Consider the following 18,859-nt stretch of genomic DNA (forward strand, 5'->3'; position numbering starts at 1 on the left):
CCTGAAATGTCCTCTCAAGCTAACCTCGCAACCGATTGGCGTGCTGGTTACGGGCCCATCGCGCACAGGTCTGAAACCATCGAACGTATGCAGGCCCTAGTGCAACGTCTGGTCGCGCAAAGGCGTATAGCAGACGAAGCCTCGGCCCATGCGCTGCTGGCTGCAGCCGACCGGGTGGCCTGCACGGCCATGAGCGTAGTGGCGCATATGACCTATGCCCGGCGCATCGACCGAAGCGGCTGCCCACTGGGCTCCGATGATTTCAAACAAACGCCCGAAGGCCACACCGGCGGCTCGCTCAACATGGTGCCAGCCTTCGTGGGTTATCTGTTGGCCAACGCGCTGACCGGGACGACACGCGGCTGGCTCATGGGGCAGGGGCACTGCGTGGCCGCGATCGAGGCGGTGAACGCACTGACCGGCGATGTATCCGCCGCCCAGCGTGGACGCTACGACCGCAGCGAGGCGGGCCTGTCGCTCCTGATCGCGGACTTCTACTCCTATGCCATCGATAAGCAGGGTCGGCCCGCGGTACCGCTGGGTAGCCATGCCGGGCCGAACACGGCCGGCGCGATCTCCGAAGGCGGCTATCTGGGGTTCGCCGGGCTGCAGTATGTGCACACGCCGTTGCCGGGAGAAAGCCTGGTGGCATTCCTCAGTGATGGCGCTTTCGAGGAACAACGTGGCTCGGACTGGGCGCCGCGCTGGTGGCGCGCCGAGGACTGCGGCTTCGCCATCCCGGTCATGATTCTCAACGGACGGCGCATCGAGCAGCGCACCCAGATCGTGCAGGAAGGTGGCGCTACCTGGCTGGCCGAAGATCTGCGCCACAACGGCTTCGATCCCGTCATCGTTGATGGACGTGATCCGATGGCGATCGCATGGGCCATTGTTGAAGCCGAAGACACGCTGAGCGCCTTCGCCGCACGCTCGGATCGGCGCTATCCGGTCAAGCTGCCCTACGTGATCGCCGAGACGGAGAAAGGTTTTGGCTTCCCGGGCGCGGCGACCAATGCCGCCCACAACCTGCCGCTGAACGGCAATCCGCGCGAGGATGCGCAGGCACGCGAGGCCTTCAACGCAGGGGCTGCGGCGCTGTTCGTGCCCGAGAGCGAACTGGAAAACGCGCTCACCGTCCTTGCGAATCACGGCCAGAGCCAGCGCTCGCGCGAAAGCGAGCACCCCATGGCCCTACGCCATCCAGCGAGCCCTCATCTGCCGATGCCGGCCTGGGCGCCAACTGAGGTATCGGGCAGCGCCATGTCCGCACTGGACCGTTGGTTCGTGGAGCTAGTGCAGGCAAATCCACAGTTGCGCATCCGGATCGGCAATCCCGATGAACTGGCCAGCAACAAGATGGGGACCACGCTAGCGCTGCTCAAGCACCGCGTCAACGTGCCCGAACCCGGCGTCCCGGAATCGACGGATGGCTCGGTGGTCACCGCACTCAATGAAGAAGCCGTTGCGGCCGCCGCCCTCGCCAACAAAGGGGGGCTGAACCTGATCGTCAGCTACGAGGCATTCGCGGTCAAGATGCTTGGATTGATGCGCCAGGAGATCATCTTCGCGCGTCGGCAGAAGGAGCTGGGCCAGCCGCCAGGCTGGATCTCCGTCCCGCTGATCGTCACATCCCACACCTGGGAGAACAGCAAGAACGAGCAGTCACACCAGGACCCGACCATTGGCGAAGCATTGCTGGGGGAGATGTCGGACACCGCACGCGTGTTGTTCCCGGTGGATGCCAACACGGCGTCCGCCGCGCTGCGAGCGGTCTACGCCAGCCGGGGCCAAGTGGCCTGTGTGGTGGTCTCCAAGCGCGACACGCCGAATCACTTCAACGCCGCCGCCGCTCAATCGCTGGTTGAGCACGGAGCAGCCCATGTAGCCGGCGATCCGGCTACAGCACAACTGCAGTTCGTGGTGATTGGCGCCTACCAGTTGGAGGAAGCGTTCAAAGCCCACGCCCGCCTGGAGCGCCATGGACTTGCGTCGTGCGTCACTGTAGTGATCGAACCCGGCCGCCTGCGCATTCCGCGAGATGACCTTGAGGCCACCTTCGTGGTCGGTGACGAAGCCCTGCAAGCACTCTTCCCGCCTCACTTGCCTCGCGTGTTAATAAGCCATACCCGCCCAGAGCCGATGCTGGGTGTGCTGCGCCGCATTGACAGCGGCACCTCGAAGACGCGGGCTTTGGGCTACATCAACCGCGGCGGCACGCTCGATGTGGCTGGAATGTTGATCGCCAACCGCTGCACCTGGGTGGACGCCATCTATGCCGCTGCGCAAGTGACCGGCCGGAACAGTTCGCAGGTTGCTGCGGCCGCGACCGACGAGCGAATTTCAAGTGGTTCTGACGCGGTCCGCGGCGACCGCGCCGGTTCCTGATTTCACAACCCACAAACAAGAGGGGAGACAAATACATGCTCTCATTGACCAGCCTGGGCGGTGCCGGCACCGTCACCGGCTCCAAACACCTTATCACCCATGGCAATACCCGCATCTTGATCGACTGCGGACTGTTCCAGGGATTGAAAAACCTGCGCGAACTTAACTGGCAGCGCCTGGCAGTTGAGCCCAAGGACATCGATGCGGTCGTATTAACGCATGCGCACCTGGATCATTGTGGGTATCTGCCCCGATTGGTGCTGGACGGGTTCCGCGGGAAGATTTTCTCGACCTCAGCCACGCGAGATGTCGCCGAACTCATCCTACTCGACAGCGCCTGGTTGCAGGAGAAGGACGCCGATTTCGCCAATCGAAAAGGATTTTCCAAACACAAGCCAGCCCTTCCGCTGTATCGGGTTCGGGATGCAGAACGTACGCTCCTGCAGTTCAAACCGGTGCCGCTGCATCAAGAGACTGAATTGCCGGGCAATGCCCGTCTACTGCTGCGCAGCGCCGGTCACATTCTTGGGGCGGCGACGGCTCAGATCGACATTGGCGGCAAGCGTTTGGTGTTCTCCGGCGACTTGGGACGCTTTGACGACATGGTCATGCCTGATCCTGAACCAGTCACGGAAGCGGACTACATCATCATCGAGTCCACCTATGGCAATCGTCGTCATGACCGTTCCGATGCCGTCGAAGCGCTGGGCGACATCATCGAGCGCACGACTCGCCGCGGAGGCACGGTGGTAATTCCCGCTTTTGCCGTGGGACGAGCGCAGTCGTTGATCTACGACTTGTGGCTGCTGCGACAGCGCGGTCGGCTCCGCAACGTGCCCGTCTATCTGGACAGTCCGATGGCCACCAACGCAACTGTGCTGCTGCACCGCCACTCCGACGACCACAAGCTCACGCAACACGATTTCGAGGCCGCATTTTCGGAAGTCAAATACGTGCGCGACGTTGAAGAGTCCAAGGCACTATCGGCGAATCGCTACCCCAAGGTGATTATTTCCGCCAGCGGCATGGCCACCGGTGGCCGCGTGTTGCATCACATAGAAGCGTTTGGCGGCATTCATCAGAACACGCTGCTGTTCTCTGGATTTCAGGCCGCAGGTACGCGCGGACGCAAACTGCTTGAGGGCGCTCGCGAAGTCAAGATTCATGGACGCTGGATGCCGATCAATGCGGAGGTCGCCGAGCTTCCGATGTTGTCGGCTCATGCCGACAGCGATGAACTGATGCGATGGCTGGGCGGCTTTACCCGGGCGCCGGAAGGGGTGTTCATTGTTCACGGTGAATCCGATGCCTCCGAGGCGCTGCGCGAACGTATCCAGCGCGAACTCAAATGGCACGCATCGGTGCCCATGCAAAACCAGGAGTTCGCCCTGTGAGTGCCCGCATCACTCCCCAGACACCCGCCTTGCAAGCATTGCGCATGCGACTGCATGCCCAGCATCAACCCGTCGTCTTGATGCGTACCGATTGCCATGTCTGCCGTGCCGAAGGGCTGGCACCGCGGTCACAGGTACTGATCATTGCCGGCGACCGCACTGTGCAAGCGCTACTGTACCAAATCGACAGCGATCTGCTCAAAACCGGACAGATCGCTCTGTCCGAGGCCGCCTGGGATGCCCTGGACATTCATGAGGGCGATCTTGTGCAGGTTCGGCATCCTCCGCTGCTCGAATCGTTGTCGGCCGTGCGTGCGCGAATTCACGGCCACCGACTGCAAACGACGGAGTTGCAGGCGATCGTCCGTGATGTGGTCGATGGTCGCTATACCGATGTCGCACTTTCGGCCTTCCTGACCGCAACGGCGGTACTGCCTCTGGATATGCAAGAGACCATCCATCTCACCCGTGCGATGGTCGATGTCGGGGATCACCTGCAATGGCAGGCTCCGATTGTTGTGGACAAGCATTGCGTGGGCGGATTACCGGGAAATCGCACCACGCCGTTGGTGGTTGCCATCGCCGCAGCCAATGGATTGGTGATGCCCAAGACCTCATCACGCGCCATCACCTCTCCCGCTGGCACCGCGGACACCATGGAAACGCTGGCTCCTGTAGACCTGGACCTGGATACGCTCAGAAAGGTCGTGGAGAAAGAGGGTGGATGCGTGGCGTGGGGCGGCGCGATGCACCTCAGCCCCGCGGACGACATCTTCGTGCGTATTGAGCGTGAACTGGATATCGACACGCAAGGACAACTGATTGCCTCGGTGTTATCCAAGAAGATTGCAGCAGGGGCGACCCACATCGTGATCGATATTCCGGTTGGGCCAACCGCAAAAGTCCGCAGCCGGGAAACTGCCGAGCATCTTGCGCATCACCTTTCGGAAGTCGCCGCGTCATTTGGCCTTGTATTGCGTTGCCTGTTTACAGACGGGAATCAGCCTGTCGGCAGAGGTATCGGCCCGGCGTTGGAGGCGCGCGACGTGTTGGCCGTATTGCGCAACGAGGCGGATGCGCCGCAAGACCTATGTGACCGCGTGGCGTTGGTGGCGGGCGCGGTGCTTGAGCTTGGCGGCGTCGCCAAAGAAGGGGAGGGACTTCGGTTGGCTCATGAGACGATCAGCAGTGGCCGCGCGTGGGAAAAATTTCAGAGAATCTGCGCGGCTCAGGGGGGATTTCGTGAGCCGCCCCAAGCTCTCTATGTCGAACCGCTTTTGGCAACCACTTCAGGCCGAGCAGTACACATCGACAACCGTAAGCTTTCTCGTTTAGCCAAATTGGCCGGTGCGCCTGAGAGTCCAGCCGCAGGGATTCAATTGCAGGTGCGCTTAGGTGACGAGATAACACGCGGACAACCATTGATGTTTTTGCATGCGCAAACCTCTGGAGAGATGGCCTATGCACTCGCATACGTACAAGGCATTGGGGACATTGTAAAGATTGAACCTTAGCGCCGTGGATAAACAGGGCTCTTGAATGCTCGGTCAAACACAGCCCGGCCTCTCGTTTGGAAAAGTTGAACGCCTACATCTCATGCTCAAGAACATATGAAAAAACATCGCTTAAAAGAAGTTTTCAACCTGCATCGCGTGGAGCAAACAGAAGGAGGTCGTCAGCGCCTGAATAGGAACATTGCTCATGGAACTGCGGCACCTGCGTTGCTTTATCGTTTTGGCCGAAGAACTTCATTTCACACGGGCGGCTGAGCGTCTTCACATTGAGCAACCTCCTCTGTCCCGCGCCATCAAGGAGCTTGAGGACGAGTTAGGCGCTGTGCTCTTCGACCGGGACCGCCGGGGCACCCGACTGACCGCTGCGGGTGCCGTGTTCCTGCAGGACACTCGCCGGCTATTCACCGTCCTGGAGCAGGCCCGCGAGAACGTCAAGGCTGTCGCGGCGGGCTTGCGAGGCAGCCTGCGCATCGCCGTATCCGACGGCGCGCTCGATCCCCGGCTGTCGGCGTTTCTAGCCCGTTGCCGTGCCGAAGAACCCGAGATCGAGATACGGATGTCCGAAGTGCCTTTGGCCGAGCAGTTGCGCGGCCTGCGCTCGGGCGACTTCTGCATCGGATTCGCTCATACCGCCGACGTCGGTGATGGCATCGTCGCCGAACCTATCTGGCAGGACCCGCTGGTGGTCGCCTTGCCAGCCCGGCACGCACTGCTCGTCCACAAGGAGGTTCCACTCCATGAACTCCGGGGGCATCCTCTTGTCCTGTGCGATCCCCAGGTGTGCGAAGGCTACTGCCGCGAGTTGGCGCGCCTCCTGCAGACCCAGGAACACAAACTGAATGTCGTTGAGGAGGTTTCCTCGCTGGACATGATGCTCACCTTGGTCGGTGCCGGCTACGGCGTGGGCTTCATGACGGCGACCAAGATTCCGGTCAGCCAGCGACCGGACGTGGTGATCCGTCCATTGGCGCTGGATACAGCCGTGATCACCACCTACCTGCTTCGACTCGAAAGCAGCAACTCATCGGCTTCGCTGGTGCGATTTATCGACCGCCTCCGGGACCCTTCGAGCGACTGACGCAACGGACCGCACCACTTAAGATTGGGCATCGGCACGAAGATTGCGTTCCGTTGCACTCATCAGCTCTGCCGCACTTATGCTGAGGGCAGCGGAGATTTTCAGTATCAATGCGAGCGTGGGCATGTGCTCCCCACGCTCGATCTTGCCCATATGCGAGCGAGCTATACCAGCCATGGACGCGAATTCATCCTGAGCGACTCCCTGCGCCAAGCGGGCAGCACGCACCGCTTGGCCGAAGGCCAGTGCCGGCTCGGCTTCATAGGTGGTTGTGCCAGGGGGGCGGCCCGGTTGAACGCTGCGCTTCTGCATCACCAGAAGCGTCGATCAATCGACCGAATTTAACCACGTTAAAGATATCTCTTTTGGCTATCATGGTGGCTCGCCTTTTTGATCCGATCGCTTTGTGGGGGCTCTCATGCACGACGCCACCAGCCAGTTTTCCTTTTCCAATTTCAGGCTTGCCATAGCGCCTGGCGTACCGTCATCGCATCTTTCGGCATTGCTTGCGTTGCAGCGTGCGGAAGAGCCGGAAGTCACCATTTCGTTTCATGAGGTCACAGCCGATGATTTGATTGCGGGACTTCGGGAAGGCCGCTACGACGCGGGCATGACGCTTGAAGGATCGAGCGATCCGTCGCTGAAAAGCCAACCTCTATGGACCGAGAACATGGCCGTCGCCATGCCGTTGCGCTTTCCCTTACTTGACCAGGCGAAGCTCACGATCGCCGAACTGTTGGACTACTCCGTCTTTCGCTGGCCTGCAGAGAATTGCCCTTTGCTGGATCAGCGGCTGCCTTCTCTTCCCGCGGTGAGTCAACAGAACATTCAGCGTGTCTCTTCCTTCGAGATGATCGCGCTATGGGTCGCTGCCGGCTACGGCGTCGGGGTATCCGCGCAATCGCGCATTGAGCATGCGCAGGGATGGGGCATTCACACACGGCCGCTGTCTGACGGACCCTACGAGATCGTGACCCACCTGCAGCGGCCCTGCGGACAAGCCGACGTTGTTTCAGAGCGGTTCGAGCGCAGAGCACTGCAGGTCGCCAAGAATGCTCCAACCTAGTCGAGTGCCAATGTCCTCGTTCTGCGTCTTCAGTTCAAGGTGCTACACGTGCATTAGGCATTCCACTCGCCAAGCAGCAGACATCACTCGCGCTCTATGACACGGAGCAGCGCCGTTCTACGCTTCGACATGGGGCCAAACGCCTTCGTGACCCCTTCAACGGGTTTCCCTGCCTGCAATGAGTCAAGGATGTCAGCCCAGTCCTGCATGATTACCTTGCGGGACTCCACAAACTTCGTGTGATCGTAGGGCGCGCGCGATGAGTCCTTGCTCTTTTTGGAATGAGCGAGTTGAAGATCGACCCGCTTCTCCGGATATCCCAACAGTCCAAGGATCGTCGTTGCGGTCGAGCGGAAGCCATGGGACGAAAACCGTCCGCCATAACCCATGCGCTTGAGTGCTTGATTGAGCGTCGTTGCCGACATCACTTGTCCCGGCTTTCTGTAGCTCGGGAACAATACTTTGCCGCCGCCAGTTAGAGCATGTAGTTCCCTAAGAGCGGCCACCGCCTGCCGTGACAGGGGAACCAGATGGGGGCGTCGCATCTTCATGCGCTCGGACGGAATCGACCACATGGCGTTGTCCAGGTCGAACTCTTCCCAGGAGGCCTTGCGCAGTTCTACGGTGCGCACGTAGGTCAAAGCCATCAGCTTGAGGGCGAGGACTGTCGTCTGGTAACCCCCTTCGTTGTCCACACGATTGAGAAAGTCCGGGATCTCTGCCCATGTCAACGGAGGGTTGTGGCGGACCTGAGGGCGCTTGACCAGTCCCTTGAGCAAGGCGGCAGGATCGTATTCGCAGAGACCTTGGGCAGCCGCATAACTGAAGATTTGCCCACACCACTGGCGGATGAGGATCGCCACAGTCTTCGCGCCACGAGCCGCCACATCCTTGATGATGGGGCGCAGATGTGGAGCCCTGATGCTGCTGATCGGCAACTTGCCAATCCGGGGGAAAACATCCTTCTCAAGGTAGCTGGTGACCTGGTTGGTGTAGTACTCGCTCCAGTGAGCATTGCTGACGATCCACTCCCGAGCAACGGTCTCGAACGTGCGTTCGTATGTGTCGGCCTGGAGGGCGATCGCCGCCTTTTTCTCCACGATGGGGTCGAGGCCCTTCTTGACCAACGCCTTTGCCCGGTCCCGTTCCGCACGGGCTGCCTCCAGCGTGACCTTTGGGTACACCCCGATTGAGTACACCTGTTCAGCGCCGCCCAGCCGGTAGCGGTACCACCAGAGCTTGGAGCCGTTGGGCTGAACGCGCAAAAAGAGGCTGCCTCCGTCCCGGAGTTGGTACACCTTGGGCCTGGGCTGCGCCGTTTCCACTTTGCGCGCCGAGAGAAGATTGAGTGCTGTGAGTGCCATGTGTATAACGCCTCCAGTTTGGCCCGTTACACACTCCATTACACACATGAGCACTGGATTTGTCCAGCTTTCAGAATCGCTCGATGGACGATCAACCCTTTAAAAACATAGACTTAGAGTTGTTCCATGGAGGTTGATAGACGCCAGTAGACCTCAATCGTAGTTATCGATCATCAACAGCATGGGGAAGGACTCATTGGGCGATCAGGAAGATCGCGTAGACGTTTTCGGAAAGAGTGATGCTGCCGGCTTCGAGCGATTCTGCGAAGAAGCCGTCAGTCGAGCGAGCATTTGCCTGTATGTCAGCAGGAGGAGCCGGTGGAGCTGGAAGGCCCCGCGAGCCGCGCGCTCCCGGCCATGTCCCTGCTTGAATGCCATAAGCGAAATTCGGAGCGACCTCGGAAATCGTGTACAGCCCACCCAGACGCACGCCATAGGAATCAGCCAGCTTCTGCGCCGTGTCCCTTGTCTGTTGCGCGGCTTGGCGCTTCAACTCGGCACGCACCGTGGCCTCATCCTTGAAGCTGGTGGTGATACCTGATACCTGCAGTTCTTCGCTGGTCTTCAAGCTGCCGAGCAAGCGGCGCACTTCGTCCAATGAAGCAAACCGGGCAGACAGCGAACGCTCGACCTTGGTTCCCGCAAACACCTGCGTATTGTTCGCATACCGGTACTCCGGGCTGATGCTCAATGCCGATGCCTGCACGCTGTCGCTCAACGCATGCTGCGCCTTGAACACCGCCAGCACCTGCGCCGCGTTGGCCTGCGCACGTTCGCGGGCAAGGGCCGGATCCTTGTCGATCGAACGCAGCGCTACGTTGATACCGAACTGGTCAGGCACAACCTCACGTGCCGCTTGTCCCTTCACCAGCAGATGCGGTTGCGATGGGAGGCTATTGGCCTGCGCCATCACAGCCAAAGGAAGCATCGACAAAAGCAGAACCAACGCACGCGGCAGTATCTGGCGCATCAACCCATCTCCTTGGTGAAGTCAGACATCGTCTCGAATCTGCAAGGCACGGCAATCGGCAGCCGGCACAAAGCGCATCACAAGCCCTTCGCCGCCTGCGCCACCGCGCGGAACAACGCGCGGCCCTTGTTCATGGTTTCCTGCCACTCGGCATCTGGGTCGGAGTCGTAAACCACGCCGCCGCCGGCCTGCACGTACAGGTAACCGTCCTGGATCACCGCCGTACGGATGGCGATGGCGGTATCGGCATCGCCGTTCCAGCCGATATAACCGACCGCACCGGAATAGACATTGCGCTTGACCGGTTCCAGCTCGCGGATGATTTCCAGCGCGCGGATCTTCGGCGCACCGCTGACGGTGCCGGCCGGGAAGGTCGCGCGCATCACATCGCTATAGCTCAGCCCAGCCTTCAAGGTGCCGGTGACTTCGCTGACGATATGCATGACGTGGCTGTAGCGCTCGATCACGAACTGCTCACCGACCTTCACCGTGCCCGGTTCGGCGACACGGCCGACATCGTTGCGGCCCAGATCAATCAGCATCACGTGCTCGGCGCGTTCCTTGGGATCGGCCAGCAGCTCGACCTCCAAGGCCTTGTCCAGCTCCGGCGTGGCGCCGCGCGGGCGGGTGCCGGCGATCGGGCGCACGGTGACGATGCCATCGCGCAGACGCGCCAGAATTTCCGGCGAAGATCCGACCACCTGCGTGCCGCCAACATCGATGAAATACATGTACGGCGATGGATTAAGCGCGCGCAGCGCACGGTACACATCGATCGGCCGCGCACGGAACGGCACGCGCAGGCGTTGGCTCGGCACGACCTGGAAGATGTCGCCGGCACGCACGTAATCCTGCGCCTTGCGTACCACCGCGTGGTACTCCTCGCGGGTGAACGAGGACTGGAAATCCTGCTCGTCGATGGCATCGGAAACCTGCGACTGCGGGTAACCGGCACCGCCCTGACGCAGGCGGTGTGCCAGCTCGTCGAGACGACGGTTTGCACGTGCCCAGGCCTGCGGCTGCGCCGGGTCGGCATGCACGATCAGGTACAGGCGGCCCTTGAGGTTGTCGAACACCGCCAGCTCTTCGGACAGCATCAGCAGGATGTCCGGCGTACCGAGTTCGTCGGGCTTGTCGCCCGCGCCCAGATGCGGCTCGATGTACTGGATGCACTCAAAGCCGAACCAACCGACCAGGCCGCCAGTGAAGCCCGGCAAGCCCTCCAGCTGCGGCACCGAGTACTGTTTGCGCAGCACTTCCACCTCAGCCAGCGGATCGGCTACTTCGCGGCGCTCGACCACTTCGCCCAGCTCGCTGACTTCCAGCGTATGGCCACGGAAGCTGTAGATGCGGCGCGCAGGCATGCCGATGATGGAATAGCGCCCGAAGCGTTCGCCGCCTTCGACCGATTCAAACAGGTAGGTATACGGGCCGTCGGCGAGCTTCAGATAGACCGAAAGCGGCGTGTCCAGGTCGGACAGCACTTCGCGGACGACGGGTACGAAATTATGCGGGTGTGCGCTGTGGCCTTCAGCGGCCAGCTGCTGGAACTGCTCTTGCGTGATCAAGACGGCTTTCCTTCCGGGAATCGACGATGGCGGTACGGACGACGGCAACGGGCCACCATCGCCACCAGCGGCGAGCGGAAGAAAGGGAACGCTTGGTCGTCAGAATGGGCACCGGGCAACTTTACCGCATGTCGGCGCCGATTGTGCGCTTGCAGCGCAGCGGATTTGCTTGCAGTGGCAACCTTGTCCTGCGGGACCGCCGGAATGACCGAAACCGCACCTGTTCAGCTTTCCGCTGCAGGCAGCAGCACCCGCACCCGCAAACCGGGCCCGCAGTCATCCAAGGTGACGCTGCCGCGGTGCCGGTGCACCACCGCCCGCACCAGACTCAAGCCCAAGCCTGTGCCGGGCGTGCCGCGGTCGGCCTGCAGGCGTTCGAAACGATCAAATACGCGCTGCCGCTCCTGAACCGGGATGCCTGGCCCCTGGTCGTCGACCTGCAGCAGCGCCTGCCGTTGCTCCCGGCCTACCGTGACGGTTATGGCGGTGCCGACCGGTGCGTATTTGATGGCGTTGTCCAGCAGGTTGATCAGCAGCTGGAACAGCTGGTCGGCATCACCGGAAACAGTGACCGAGGCAAGCTGCGGCACGATCTGCAGGCCGCGCTCGGCTGCCATCGGCGCATACAACTCGATCGCATCGGCCGCCAGCGCCTGCAGATCGAGCGCCTGCGCGCCCTCGGCTTGCGGCGGCGCCTGCGCTTCGATGCGTGCCAGCCGCAGCAAGGCAGCAAACGACTGCAACAAGGTGTCAGTTTCGGCCAGACCCGCATCCAACTCGGCCAAGGCCTGCGGCGAAGCCGCCATGGCCGGCGTAGCGCGCATCGTTTCCAGACGCCCGCGCAAACGGCTCAGCGGCGTACGCAGATCATGGGCAATGTGGTCGGTGGCGTGGCGCACACCGTCCAGCAGCTCCTGGATGCGATCCAGCATGCCGTTGAAGCGCTGAGCAACCCGGTCAAATGCATCACCGCTGCCGTCGCTATGCGCACGCAGCTCCATTTCGCCAGCGGCAACCCGCTCGGCAGTGCGGTCCAGGCTGCCCAGGCGACGCGCAACCCAGCGCGAGGTCCAGCGCCCGACAATCGCGCCCATCAGCGCTGCAACCAGCAATGCGGCCAACGCCGAATGCAGGATCAGCCGAAGAAAACCATCCTCCGAGCGCATGCGCAGGCCGGTGATCAGGTAGCCACCGTTATCCAACTGCTGTTGGTTGGCGACCACGCGTGGATCGTCGTCGGCCTCCTCATCAACAAACTCCAGCCAGTGCTGCTGTGGCTTCCAGCCGGGTACTGCCTGCAGGGAACCGGCGACCACGCTGCCATCGGCAGCCAGCAGCATGTACAGCGCGTCAGGATCCTCGGGCATGTCGATGCGCGTCTGTATCTCTTCGCGCAGACGGTCGTAACCGGCGTGACGATAGATATCGCGCAGGCCGGCACCGTCGGCACGCACGAGTTCGTGCGCATCACGCTCCAGCAGGGCGGAAACCGCCAGATAGATACCGGTCCCCAGCAGCATGCAGGCCAGCAGAAACGCCACCGATACCGACAGCGCCAGCCGTGACGTGGTGGAGCGCAACAGTCGCATCAGTTGCCCAATCGGTAACCGGCGCCACGCACCGTATGCAACAAGGGCACCGCGTAACCGTGATCGATCTTCTGCCGCAAGCGGCTGATGTGCACATCGATCACATTGGTTTGGGGATCGAAGTGATAGTCCCACACCGCCTCCAGCAGCATTGTTCGCGTCACCACCCGGCCGCTCTGCCGCATCAGATACTCCAATAGACGGAATTCGCGCGGCAGCAGCTCAATGCCACAACCAGCACGGCTGGCGCTGCGCTTGAGCAGATCCAGCTCCAGGTCTTCCACCCGCAGGCGGGTGGCCTCGGTAGCAGCCGCAGCATTGCCTCCACGCCGCAGCAGGCTTTCCAGCCGCGCACTGAACTCGGAATAGGCGAAAGGCTTGACCAGGTAATCATCGGCACCGGCGCGCAGGCCCTCGACCCGGCGTTCCACATCGCCCAGGGCGGTCAACATCAATACCGGCACCGTGTTGCCGGCACCGCGCAGCGTGCGCAACACGGTCATGCCGTCAATCACCGGCAGCATGCGGTCCAGCACGATCACCGCGTAGGCCTCGGTGGTGGCCATGAACAGGCCCTGCCGGCCATCGGCCACAGTGTCCACCGCATGCCCCTCTTCCTTCAGTCCCTTGACCAGGAAGCTGGCGATCTGCGCATCGTCCTCGACCACCAGTATCCGCATACCCACACTCCGCCCAGATTTGTTTGAGGATAGCGCGGTGCGCGCATGCCGGCTGCATGCGCTGCCGTCGATCAGGGCGTACGCGGTCGCGGCGATGTGGCCGCGTCCACCAACGGATGCCGCGATGGCAGCGACCAGCGCTCACAACGACCAAGCGCACTGCGCTTGAGGCAACGCCGGATAACCCGGGTTTCCTTGGTGACTGCGGCTGAATGCGACGGCGATACCACCACCGCCGAAGTCGGCACCACTGAAGTCGGCAACGGCGCCGCCGCCAGCAGACTCGCCACGCAAAGCGCGCCAGCCGACAGAATGACAAGGATCATCTTCACGACACACCCCCGGCATGCTTGACCATGGACACTACCCGCCGACAGCACGCCCCTGCCAAACCCACACAGGAAAAGGCCCCGTCATTGACGGGGCCTTCTCGCTGGAACGACGCCCCGGGATGTTGACCGGCACGTCCAACCGCAATCAGCGGCTGCCGGCGCCAGTTGCGGCCGGTGCAGCAACGGCCTTCTTCGCAGCACTGTGGTGGTGCTTCTTGCCGTGATGCTTCTTGGCGGCGTGATGGGCAGCCGGCTGTGCACTGCTGGTCATTGCAGGTGCGGGGGTCGCGGCCGGGGCGGTGGTCTGGGCGGCAAACGCGGCGCCTGCGCCGAGCGACAGGCCAACGGCGAGGAGAATGGCGGAGATCTTCATGAGAGTAATCCTTTTAAGCTGGCTGTAACGACGATGACGAGGATTCGGGATGGCGCTGTGTTTCGCCATCGGGGTCAGATTGCGCCCTCCGGTCTAACCTGGAGATGGCCGCTGCATGAACTCTCTGTAATGTTGCCGGCGATGGTTCTGCGGCAAACAAGAGCGCCACCAGCGTCGGTGGGTGCGGCCCGTCATGAAGTCGTCATTGTCGATCCGGAGAATGGAAGTCCATAGCAAGGACGACGGATGGAGGCAGGATCAGCCTCCAAAACATTCCCCGGCCGCAACGGTGACGTTGCGGCTTTTTTTTTCTGTTGTAGGAGCGGCGTAAGCCGCGAAGCTGACATCAATCAAACACCAGCGCATACGCAATCCGAAGCTGCGCGTGCTTCGCGGCTTACGCCGCTCCTACAAACAGCCGGTCATTCGCCTTTGGCGAATTTCTGCAGTGCTTCGCCTTGCAGGCGATACACCGTCCATTCGTCCTGCGCTGTTGCTCCGGCCGCTTTGTAGAACTCGATGGCCGGCGTATTCCAATCCAGCACCGACCATTCAAAACGACCGCAGCCCTGCTCCACCGCCAGCCTGGCGATGTGCTGCAGCAAGGCCTTGCCAGCACCACTACCACGCGCTTCCGGGCTCACGTACAGATCTTCCAGGTAGATGCCATTGCGGCCCAGCCAGGTCGAGTAGTTGTAGAAGAACACCGCGTAGCCAATCGCCTGACCATCGCGTTCGCAGATCAAGGCCTGCGCCTTGGCACCGGCAGAAAACAGACTGGCGCGAATGCCAGCCTCGTCAGTCTGCACTGATGATTCGGCTTTCTCGTAAATGGCCAGCTCGCGGATGAAGTGCAGGATCAGGCCTGCGTCATCGGCCAGCGCCGGACGGATCTGCACTTCAGCCGCGCTCATCACTCAGCCTCGCGCCGCAGCGACATTGCCGCGCATCTTGCTGATCATCTCAGCGTAGTTGGGCGCGTTGAAAATGGCCGAACCAGCCACGAAGGCATCGGCACCGGCAGCGGCAATCTCACCGATGTTGTCGGCCTTTACCCCGCCGTCCACTTCCAGCATCACCGGCTTGCCGAGCTTGTCGATCATCGCCCGCACTGCACGCAACTTGTCCAAGGTCGAGGGGATGAAGGCCTGGCCGCCGAAGCCCGGGTTGACCGACATCAACAGCACCAGGTCCAGGTCTTCCAGCACCCAGTCCAGCACTTCAACCGGCGTTGCCGGGTTCAGCACCAGACCGGCCTTGCAGCCGTGCGACTTGATCAGCTGGATGGTGCGGTGCACGTGGCGGCTGGCTTCCGGGTGGAAGCTGATGATGCTGGCACCGGCCTCGGCGAAGTCCGGCACGATGCGGTCGACCGGCTCCACCATCAGGTGCACGTCGATCGGCGCGGTGACACCGTGCTTGCGCAGCGCCTGGCAGACCATCGGGCCGATGGTCAGGTTGGGCACGTAGTGGTTGTCCATCACGTCGAAGTGGACCCAGTCGGCACCAGCGGCCAACACGTTGTCGACCTCCTCGCCGAGCTTGGCGAAATTGGCCGAGAGAATGGACGGGGCAATGATGCAGTTGGACATGGCAGGACCTTCAGCGTTTACGCAGGGATTTGATGCGGTCGTAGGCGGCGTTGATCTGCCGGGCCTTCTTTTCAGCCTGGGCGCGCAGCTCGGGGGCGGCGCCGGCCACTTTGTCGGGGTGGTACTGGGACATCAGGCGGCGGTAGGCCAGGTCGATCTCGGCGTCGGTGGCGTCACGGGTGACCCCCAGCTCGCGGTACGGCAGGTCCTTGCCCAGCTTGAACCAGTCGTTGTCGAAGGCATGCCCCAGCAACAGGCCAATAATCCCGCCAAACAAGGGGTTGGGCCTGAACAACAGGGCCCCGGCGATGAAGCCGAACAGTTTTCCGTACCAGCGCATGGGTGGGTGAATGGCCTGTGGACAATCAAGACGCGCATTTTATGCCACAGCGGCCCGATCCGGCCGTACACTAGGCCGCCCGCCGACCAGCCGCGGGCCCAGCGGGTCCTCCAGACCCGGGTCCTCCAAGCCGGCGGCATTCATTGCCAAGTCCCAGGAGTGCCCGTGCCGACCACGCTGTTGCAATCCGATCTTCCCGGCCTGCCCTTGCGCCATCGCGGCAAGGTGCGTGATGTGTTTGATATCCCGCGCGAACGTCTGCCAGCCGGAACACCCCCGGGCGAATACCTGTTGATGGTCGCCACCGATCGCCTGTCGGCATTCGACGTGGTGCTGCCCGACCCGATCCCGGGCAAGGGCGAGATGCTGTGCCAGGTATCCAATTTCTGGTTCGCCAAGACCGCGCACCTGATGCCCAACCACCTGACCGGCATCGACGTGGCCAGCGTGCTGCCCGAAGGCGTGGACCCGGCGCTGTACGCCAAGCGTGCGGTGGTGACCAAGAAGCTCAAGCCGGTACCGGTGGAAGCCATTGCCCGCGGCTACGTGATCGGCAGCGGCTGGAAGGACTACCAGCGCACCGGCAAGATCAGCGGCATCGCCCTGCCCGACGGCCTGCAGCAGGCTGAAAAGCTGCCCGAAGCCATCTTCACCCCGTCCACCAAGGCGGCGGTGGGCGACCACGACGAGAACATCGACTTCGACGCGATGGTCAAGGCAGTGGGCGCGGACATGGCCGAGAAGGTGCGCGATGCCACCCTGCGCATCTACCAGTTCGCCGCCGAGTACGCGGCCGAGCGCGGCATTCTGTTGGCCGACACCAAGTTCGAGTTCGGTACCGACGCCGATGGCCGTCTGTACATCATGGACGAGATGCTGACCCCGGATTCTTCGCGTTACTGGCCGGCCGACGAGTATCAGGTGGGCATCAGCCCGCCGAGCTACGACAAGCAGTTCGTGCGCGACTACCTGGAAACGCTGGACTGGGACAAGACCGCCCCGGGCCCGGCGCTGCCGGCCGAGGTGATCGAGCGCACCCGCGCCAAGTACGCCGAAGCGCTGGACAAGCTGGCCGGCATCAGCGTCGACTGATTCCTGCAGCACCGGTCACGGATGCGCACGGCCACCGTGCGCATCCGTAGGGAAGCCGCGCTATGCTCTGCCAGTCAACCCGGGAGGGAGTTGGAATGAGTATTGCGCGTCCTGTGGATCGTTACTTCGCCAGCTACTCAGGCGATCACGTCAACCACACCAACCAAGCCATCCACGTGTTCGCGGTGCCCGCGATCCTGTGGTCGGTGATCGCCATGCTGTGGTGCATTCCACCGCTGGTGCCGTGGTTCCAGCATGGCATCTGGGCGGCATTTGCCATGTTCGGCACCTGGGCCTATTACAACCGCCTGTCGCGTCCACTGGGCATCGGCATGCTGATCATTTTCTTCGTGTTTGGTTGCATCTGCCGGCTGTTGGAAGACCGGTTTGGCATCCAGATGCTGCTGTACATCGCCATCGGCGTGTTCGTGGTGGCGTGGATAGCGCAGTTCATCGGCCACAAGATCGAAGGCCGTCGCCCCAGCTTCCTCACCGACCTGACCTATCTGCTGATCGGCCCGATCTGGGTGCTGTCCAAGCTGTTCCGGCAGTTCGGCTGGCATTACTGAGCGCAGCGGATACATCCGCCGCCTTGCGAACAGGTTATGCCTGCGCCGATTCCGGCGGTGCGCTGAACATCGCCGCCTCGGCAACGAAGGCGCGCGGCGCATAGCCGAAATCACGTCGTGCCGGCTCGATATCGAATGCCAGCGGCTCGGTCATCCGCGCCAGCGCCGCCGCATTCATGCCCTGTAGCCGCCCGCCAGCATGGGCCAGGCGCAAGGCCAACTTGAACAGCGGTGCGGGTACGCGCAGCAGACGCGGACGTGCAGGCAAGCAAGCCAGCGTCCGCCGCACCATCTCGGCATAGCCCAGCACTTCGCCACCGCCCAAGGCATAGGCCTGACCTGCAGTGACCGGGCACGCCAGCACCTGCATCGCCGCATCGGCCAGATCCTGCACATGCACCGGTTGGCGCAGGCCATTGGCATTCGCCGGCAGCGCAAAGAAACCGGTGCGGGTGGCCAGGGCGGCGATCTTGGTGAGGGTTTTGTCGCTGGCGGCGCCATAGACCAGGGTTGGCCGCAGTACGGTCGCGGCCACGTTCCGCGCCGCAGCGCTGTCGAACAACACGCGCTCGGCTTCGCGCAGGCGGCGCGCGACATCGCGCTCGCTCGGCTCGGACGAATCCTGTTTCACATCCACGCTGGTCGAACCAAACGCAACCACCCGCGGTGCATCGATGCTCGAGGTTGAATACCAGCGCGCAAAGTGGTCCAGCGGACCACAGCTGAAAACCGCATCCACGGGTTGGTCCGCCAGGTGGGTGCTGGACAGATCGCCTAACTGCCATTCCACCCCGGGCATGGGCGCGCGCGCCTGCCGGGTCACTGCGCTTACCTGCCAGCCTGCGGCTGCCAGATTCGCCAGCAAGCGCTTGCCGATCTGGCCACTGCCACCAAATACCAGCGCGCGGTTACCGCCCGCTGCACTGCGAATGTCGTTCTCCATGGATGGAAGG

19 protein-coding genes are annotated in these 18,859 nt (G+C 62.2%); 7 read left to right on the forward strand and 12 right to left on the reverse strand.

Annotation, left to right across the window (positions count from 1 at the left end):
• The first annotated feature begins 99 nt into the window (after positions 1–99).
• The 4 genes from ACVOMB_RS02335 to ACVOMB_RS02350 all read left to right on the forward strand — a co-directional run bounded on the left by ACVOMB_RS02335 (position 100) and on the right by ACVOMB_RS02350 (position 6,371).
• On the forward strand, positions 100–2,385 hold the full coding sequence (locus ACVOMB_RS02335) for a phosphoketolase family protein (RefSeq protein WP_226924939.1): 2,286 nt from the start codon (positions 100–102) through the stop codon (positions 2,383–2,385).
• A 35-nt stretch (positions 2,386–2,420) separates the two neighbouring features.
• Positions 2,421–3,779 carry an MBL fold metallo-hydrolase RNA specificity domain-containing protein gene (locus ACVOMB_RS02340; RefSeq protein WP_026320714.1) on the forward strand — a complete coding sequence of 453 codons (1,359 nt, stop codon included), beginning with the start codon at positions 2,421–2,423 and terminating at the stop codon, positions 3,777–3,779.
• Positions 3,776–5,293: a thymidine phosphorylase family protein gene (locus ACVOMB_RS02345; RefSeq protein WP_020307800.1), complete on the forward strand. Its 1,518-nt coding sequence runs from the start codon at positions 3,776–3,778 to the stop codon at positions 5,291–5,293. Before ACVOMB_RS02340 ends, ACVOMB_RS02345 begins: the two co-directional genes overlap by 4 nt.
• A gap of 187 nt (positions 5,294–5,480) precedes the next feature.
• On the forward strand, positions 5,481–6,371 hold the full coding sequence (locus ACVOMB_RS02350) for a LysR family transcriptional regulator (protein WP_003050005.1): 891 nt from the start codon (positions 5,481–5,483) through the stop codon (positions 6,369–6,371).
• Between the two features lie 18 nt (positions 6,372–6,389).
• On the opposite strand, the gene ACVOMB_RS02355 is transcribed toward ACVOMB_RS02350, so the two are convergent.
• Positions 6,390–6,683, reverse strand: coding sequence for a helix-turn-helix domain-containing protein (locus ACVOMB_RS02355; protein ID WP_003050003.1), 294 nt, complete (start codon positions 6,681–6,683; stop codon positions 6,390–6,392).
• Positions 6,684–6,789: 106 nt separating this feature from the next.
• Between ACVOMB_RS02355 and ACVOMB_RS02360 the strand changes: the two genes are divergently transcribed.
• Positions 6,790–7,437, forward strand: coding sequence for a substrate-binding domain-containing protein (locus ACVOMB_RS02360; protein ID WP_020307796.1), 648 nt, complete (start codon positions 6,790–6,792; stop codon positions 7,435–7,437).
• A gap of 83 nt (positions 7,438–7,520) precedes the next feature.
• Here ACVOMB_RS02360 and ACVOMB_RS02365 read toward each other — a convergent pair whose 3' ends face one another.
• The 10 genes from ACVOMB_RS02365 to ACVOMB_RS02410 form a co-directional block, all read right to left on the reverse strand.
• Entirely contained in the window at positions 7,521–8,801 is a 1,281-nt protein-coding gene (locus tag ACVOMB_RS02365; RefSeq protein ID WP_003060765.1) for a tyrosine-type recombinase/integrase, read from the reverse strand.
• Between the two features lie 193 nt (positions 8,802–8,994).
• Positions 8,995–9,771: an SIMPL domain-containing protein gene (locus ACVOMB_RS02370; RefSeq protein ID WP_481529696.1), complete on the reverse strand. Its 777-nt coding sequence runs from the start codon at positions 9,769–9,771 to the stop codon at positions 8,995–8,997.
• A 77-nt stretch (positions 9,772–9,848) separates the two neighbouring features.
• Entirely contained in the window at positions 9,849–11,339 is a 1,491-nt protein-coding gene (gene trpE, locus ACVOMB_RS02375) for an anthranilate synthase component I (RefSeq protein ID WP_481529697.1), read from the reverse strand.
• A gap of 224 nt (positions 11,340–11,563) precedes the next feature.
• Positions 11,564–12,928: a sensor histidine kinase gene (locus tag ACVOMB_RS02380; RefSeq protein ID WP_481529698.1), complete on the reverse strand. Its 1,365-nt coding sequence runs from the start codon at positions 12,926–12,928 to the stop codon at positions 11,564–11,566.
• Positions 12,928–13,608, reverse strand: a complete 681-nt coding sequence (locus ACVOMB_RS02385; protein ID WP_481529699.1) for a response regulator transcription factor — start codon at positions 13,606–13,608, stop codon at positions 12,928–12,930. Before ACVOMB_RS02385 ends, ACVOMB_RS02380 begins: the two co-directional genes overlap by 1 nt.
• A gap of 71 nt (positions 13,609–13,679) precedes the next feature.
• Positions 13,680–13,940, reverse strand: coding sequence for a hypothetical protein (locus tag ACVOMB_RS02390; RefSeq protein WP_481529700.1), 261 nt, complete (start codon positions 13,938–13,940; stop codon positions 13,680–13,682).
• Between the two features lie 145 nt (positions 13,941–14,085).
• The gene (locus tag ACVOMB_RS02395; RefSeq protein ID WP_481529701.1) at positions 14,086–14,313 is read right to left on the reverse strand and encodes a hypothetical protein; all 228 of its coding nucleotides are present in this window, start codon (positions 14,311–14,313) and stop codon (positions 14,086–14,088) included.
• A 422-nt stretch (positions 14,314–14,735) separates the two neighbouring features.
• The gene (locus ACVOMB_RS02400; RefSeq protein ID WP_481529702.1) at positions 14,736–15,227 is read right to left on the reverse strand and encodes an N-acetyltransferase family protein; all 492 of its coding nucleotides are present in this window, start codon (positions 15,225–15,227) and stop codon (positions 14,736–14,738) included.
• 3 nt (positions 15,228–15,230) lie between these two features.
• Positions 15,231–15,905: a ribulose-phosphate 3-epimerase gene (gene rpe, locus ACVOMB_RS02405; protein WP_481514323.1), complete on the reverse strand. Its 675-nt coding sequence runs from the start codon at positions 15,903–15,905 to the stop codon at positions 15,231–15,233.
• A gap of 10 nt (positions 15,906–15,915) precedes the next feature.
• Complete coding sequence (locus ACVOMB_RS02410; protein WP_481529703.1) at positions 15,916–16,245, reverse strand: J domain-containing protein; 330 nt, start codon at positions 16,243–16,245, stop codon at positions 15,916–15,918.
• Positions 16,246–16,410: 165 nt separating this feature from the next.
• Here ACVOMB_RS02410 and ACVOMB_RS02415 point away from each other — a divergent pair, with 165 nt between their 5' ends.
• Positions 16,411–17,337, forward strand: a complete 927-nt coding sequence (locus ACVOMB_RS02415) for a phosphoribosylaminoimidazolesuccinocarboxamide synthase (RefSeq protein ID WP_481510113.1) — start codon at positions 16,411–16,413, stop codon at positions 17,335–17,337.
• 95 nt (positions 17,338–17,432) lie between these two features.
• The gene (locus tag ACVOMB_RS02420; protein ID WP_481529704.1) at positions 17,433–17,906 is read left to right on the forward strand and encodes an Mpo1 family 2-hydroxy fatty acid dioxygenase; all 474 of its coding nucleotides are present in this window, start codon (positions 17,433–17,435) and stop codon (positions 17,904–17,906) included.
• A gap of 34 nt (positions 17,907–17,940) precedes the next feature.
• Here the strand turns inward: ACVOMB_RS02420 and ACVOMB_RS02425 are convergent, their stop codons facing one another.
• Positions 17,941–18,849 (reverse strand): NAD-dependent epimerase/dehydratase family protein, encoded by a 909-nt coding sequence (locus ACVOMB_RS02425; RefSeq protein ID WP_481529705.1) that lies wholly within the window; start codon positions 18,847–18,849, stop codon positions 17,941–17,943.
• Positions 18,850–18,859: the final 10 nt, after the last annotated feature.

Source organism: Stenotrophomonas sp. STEN018 (assembly GCF_056760235.1).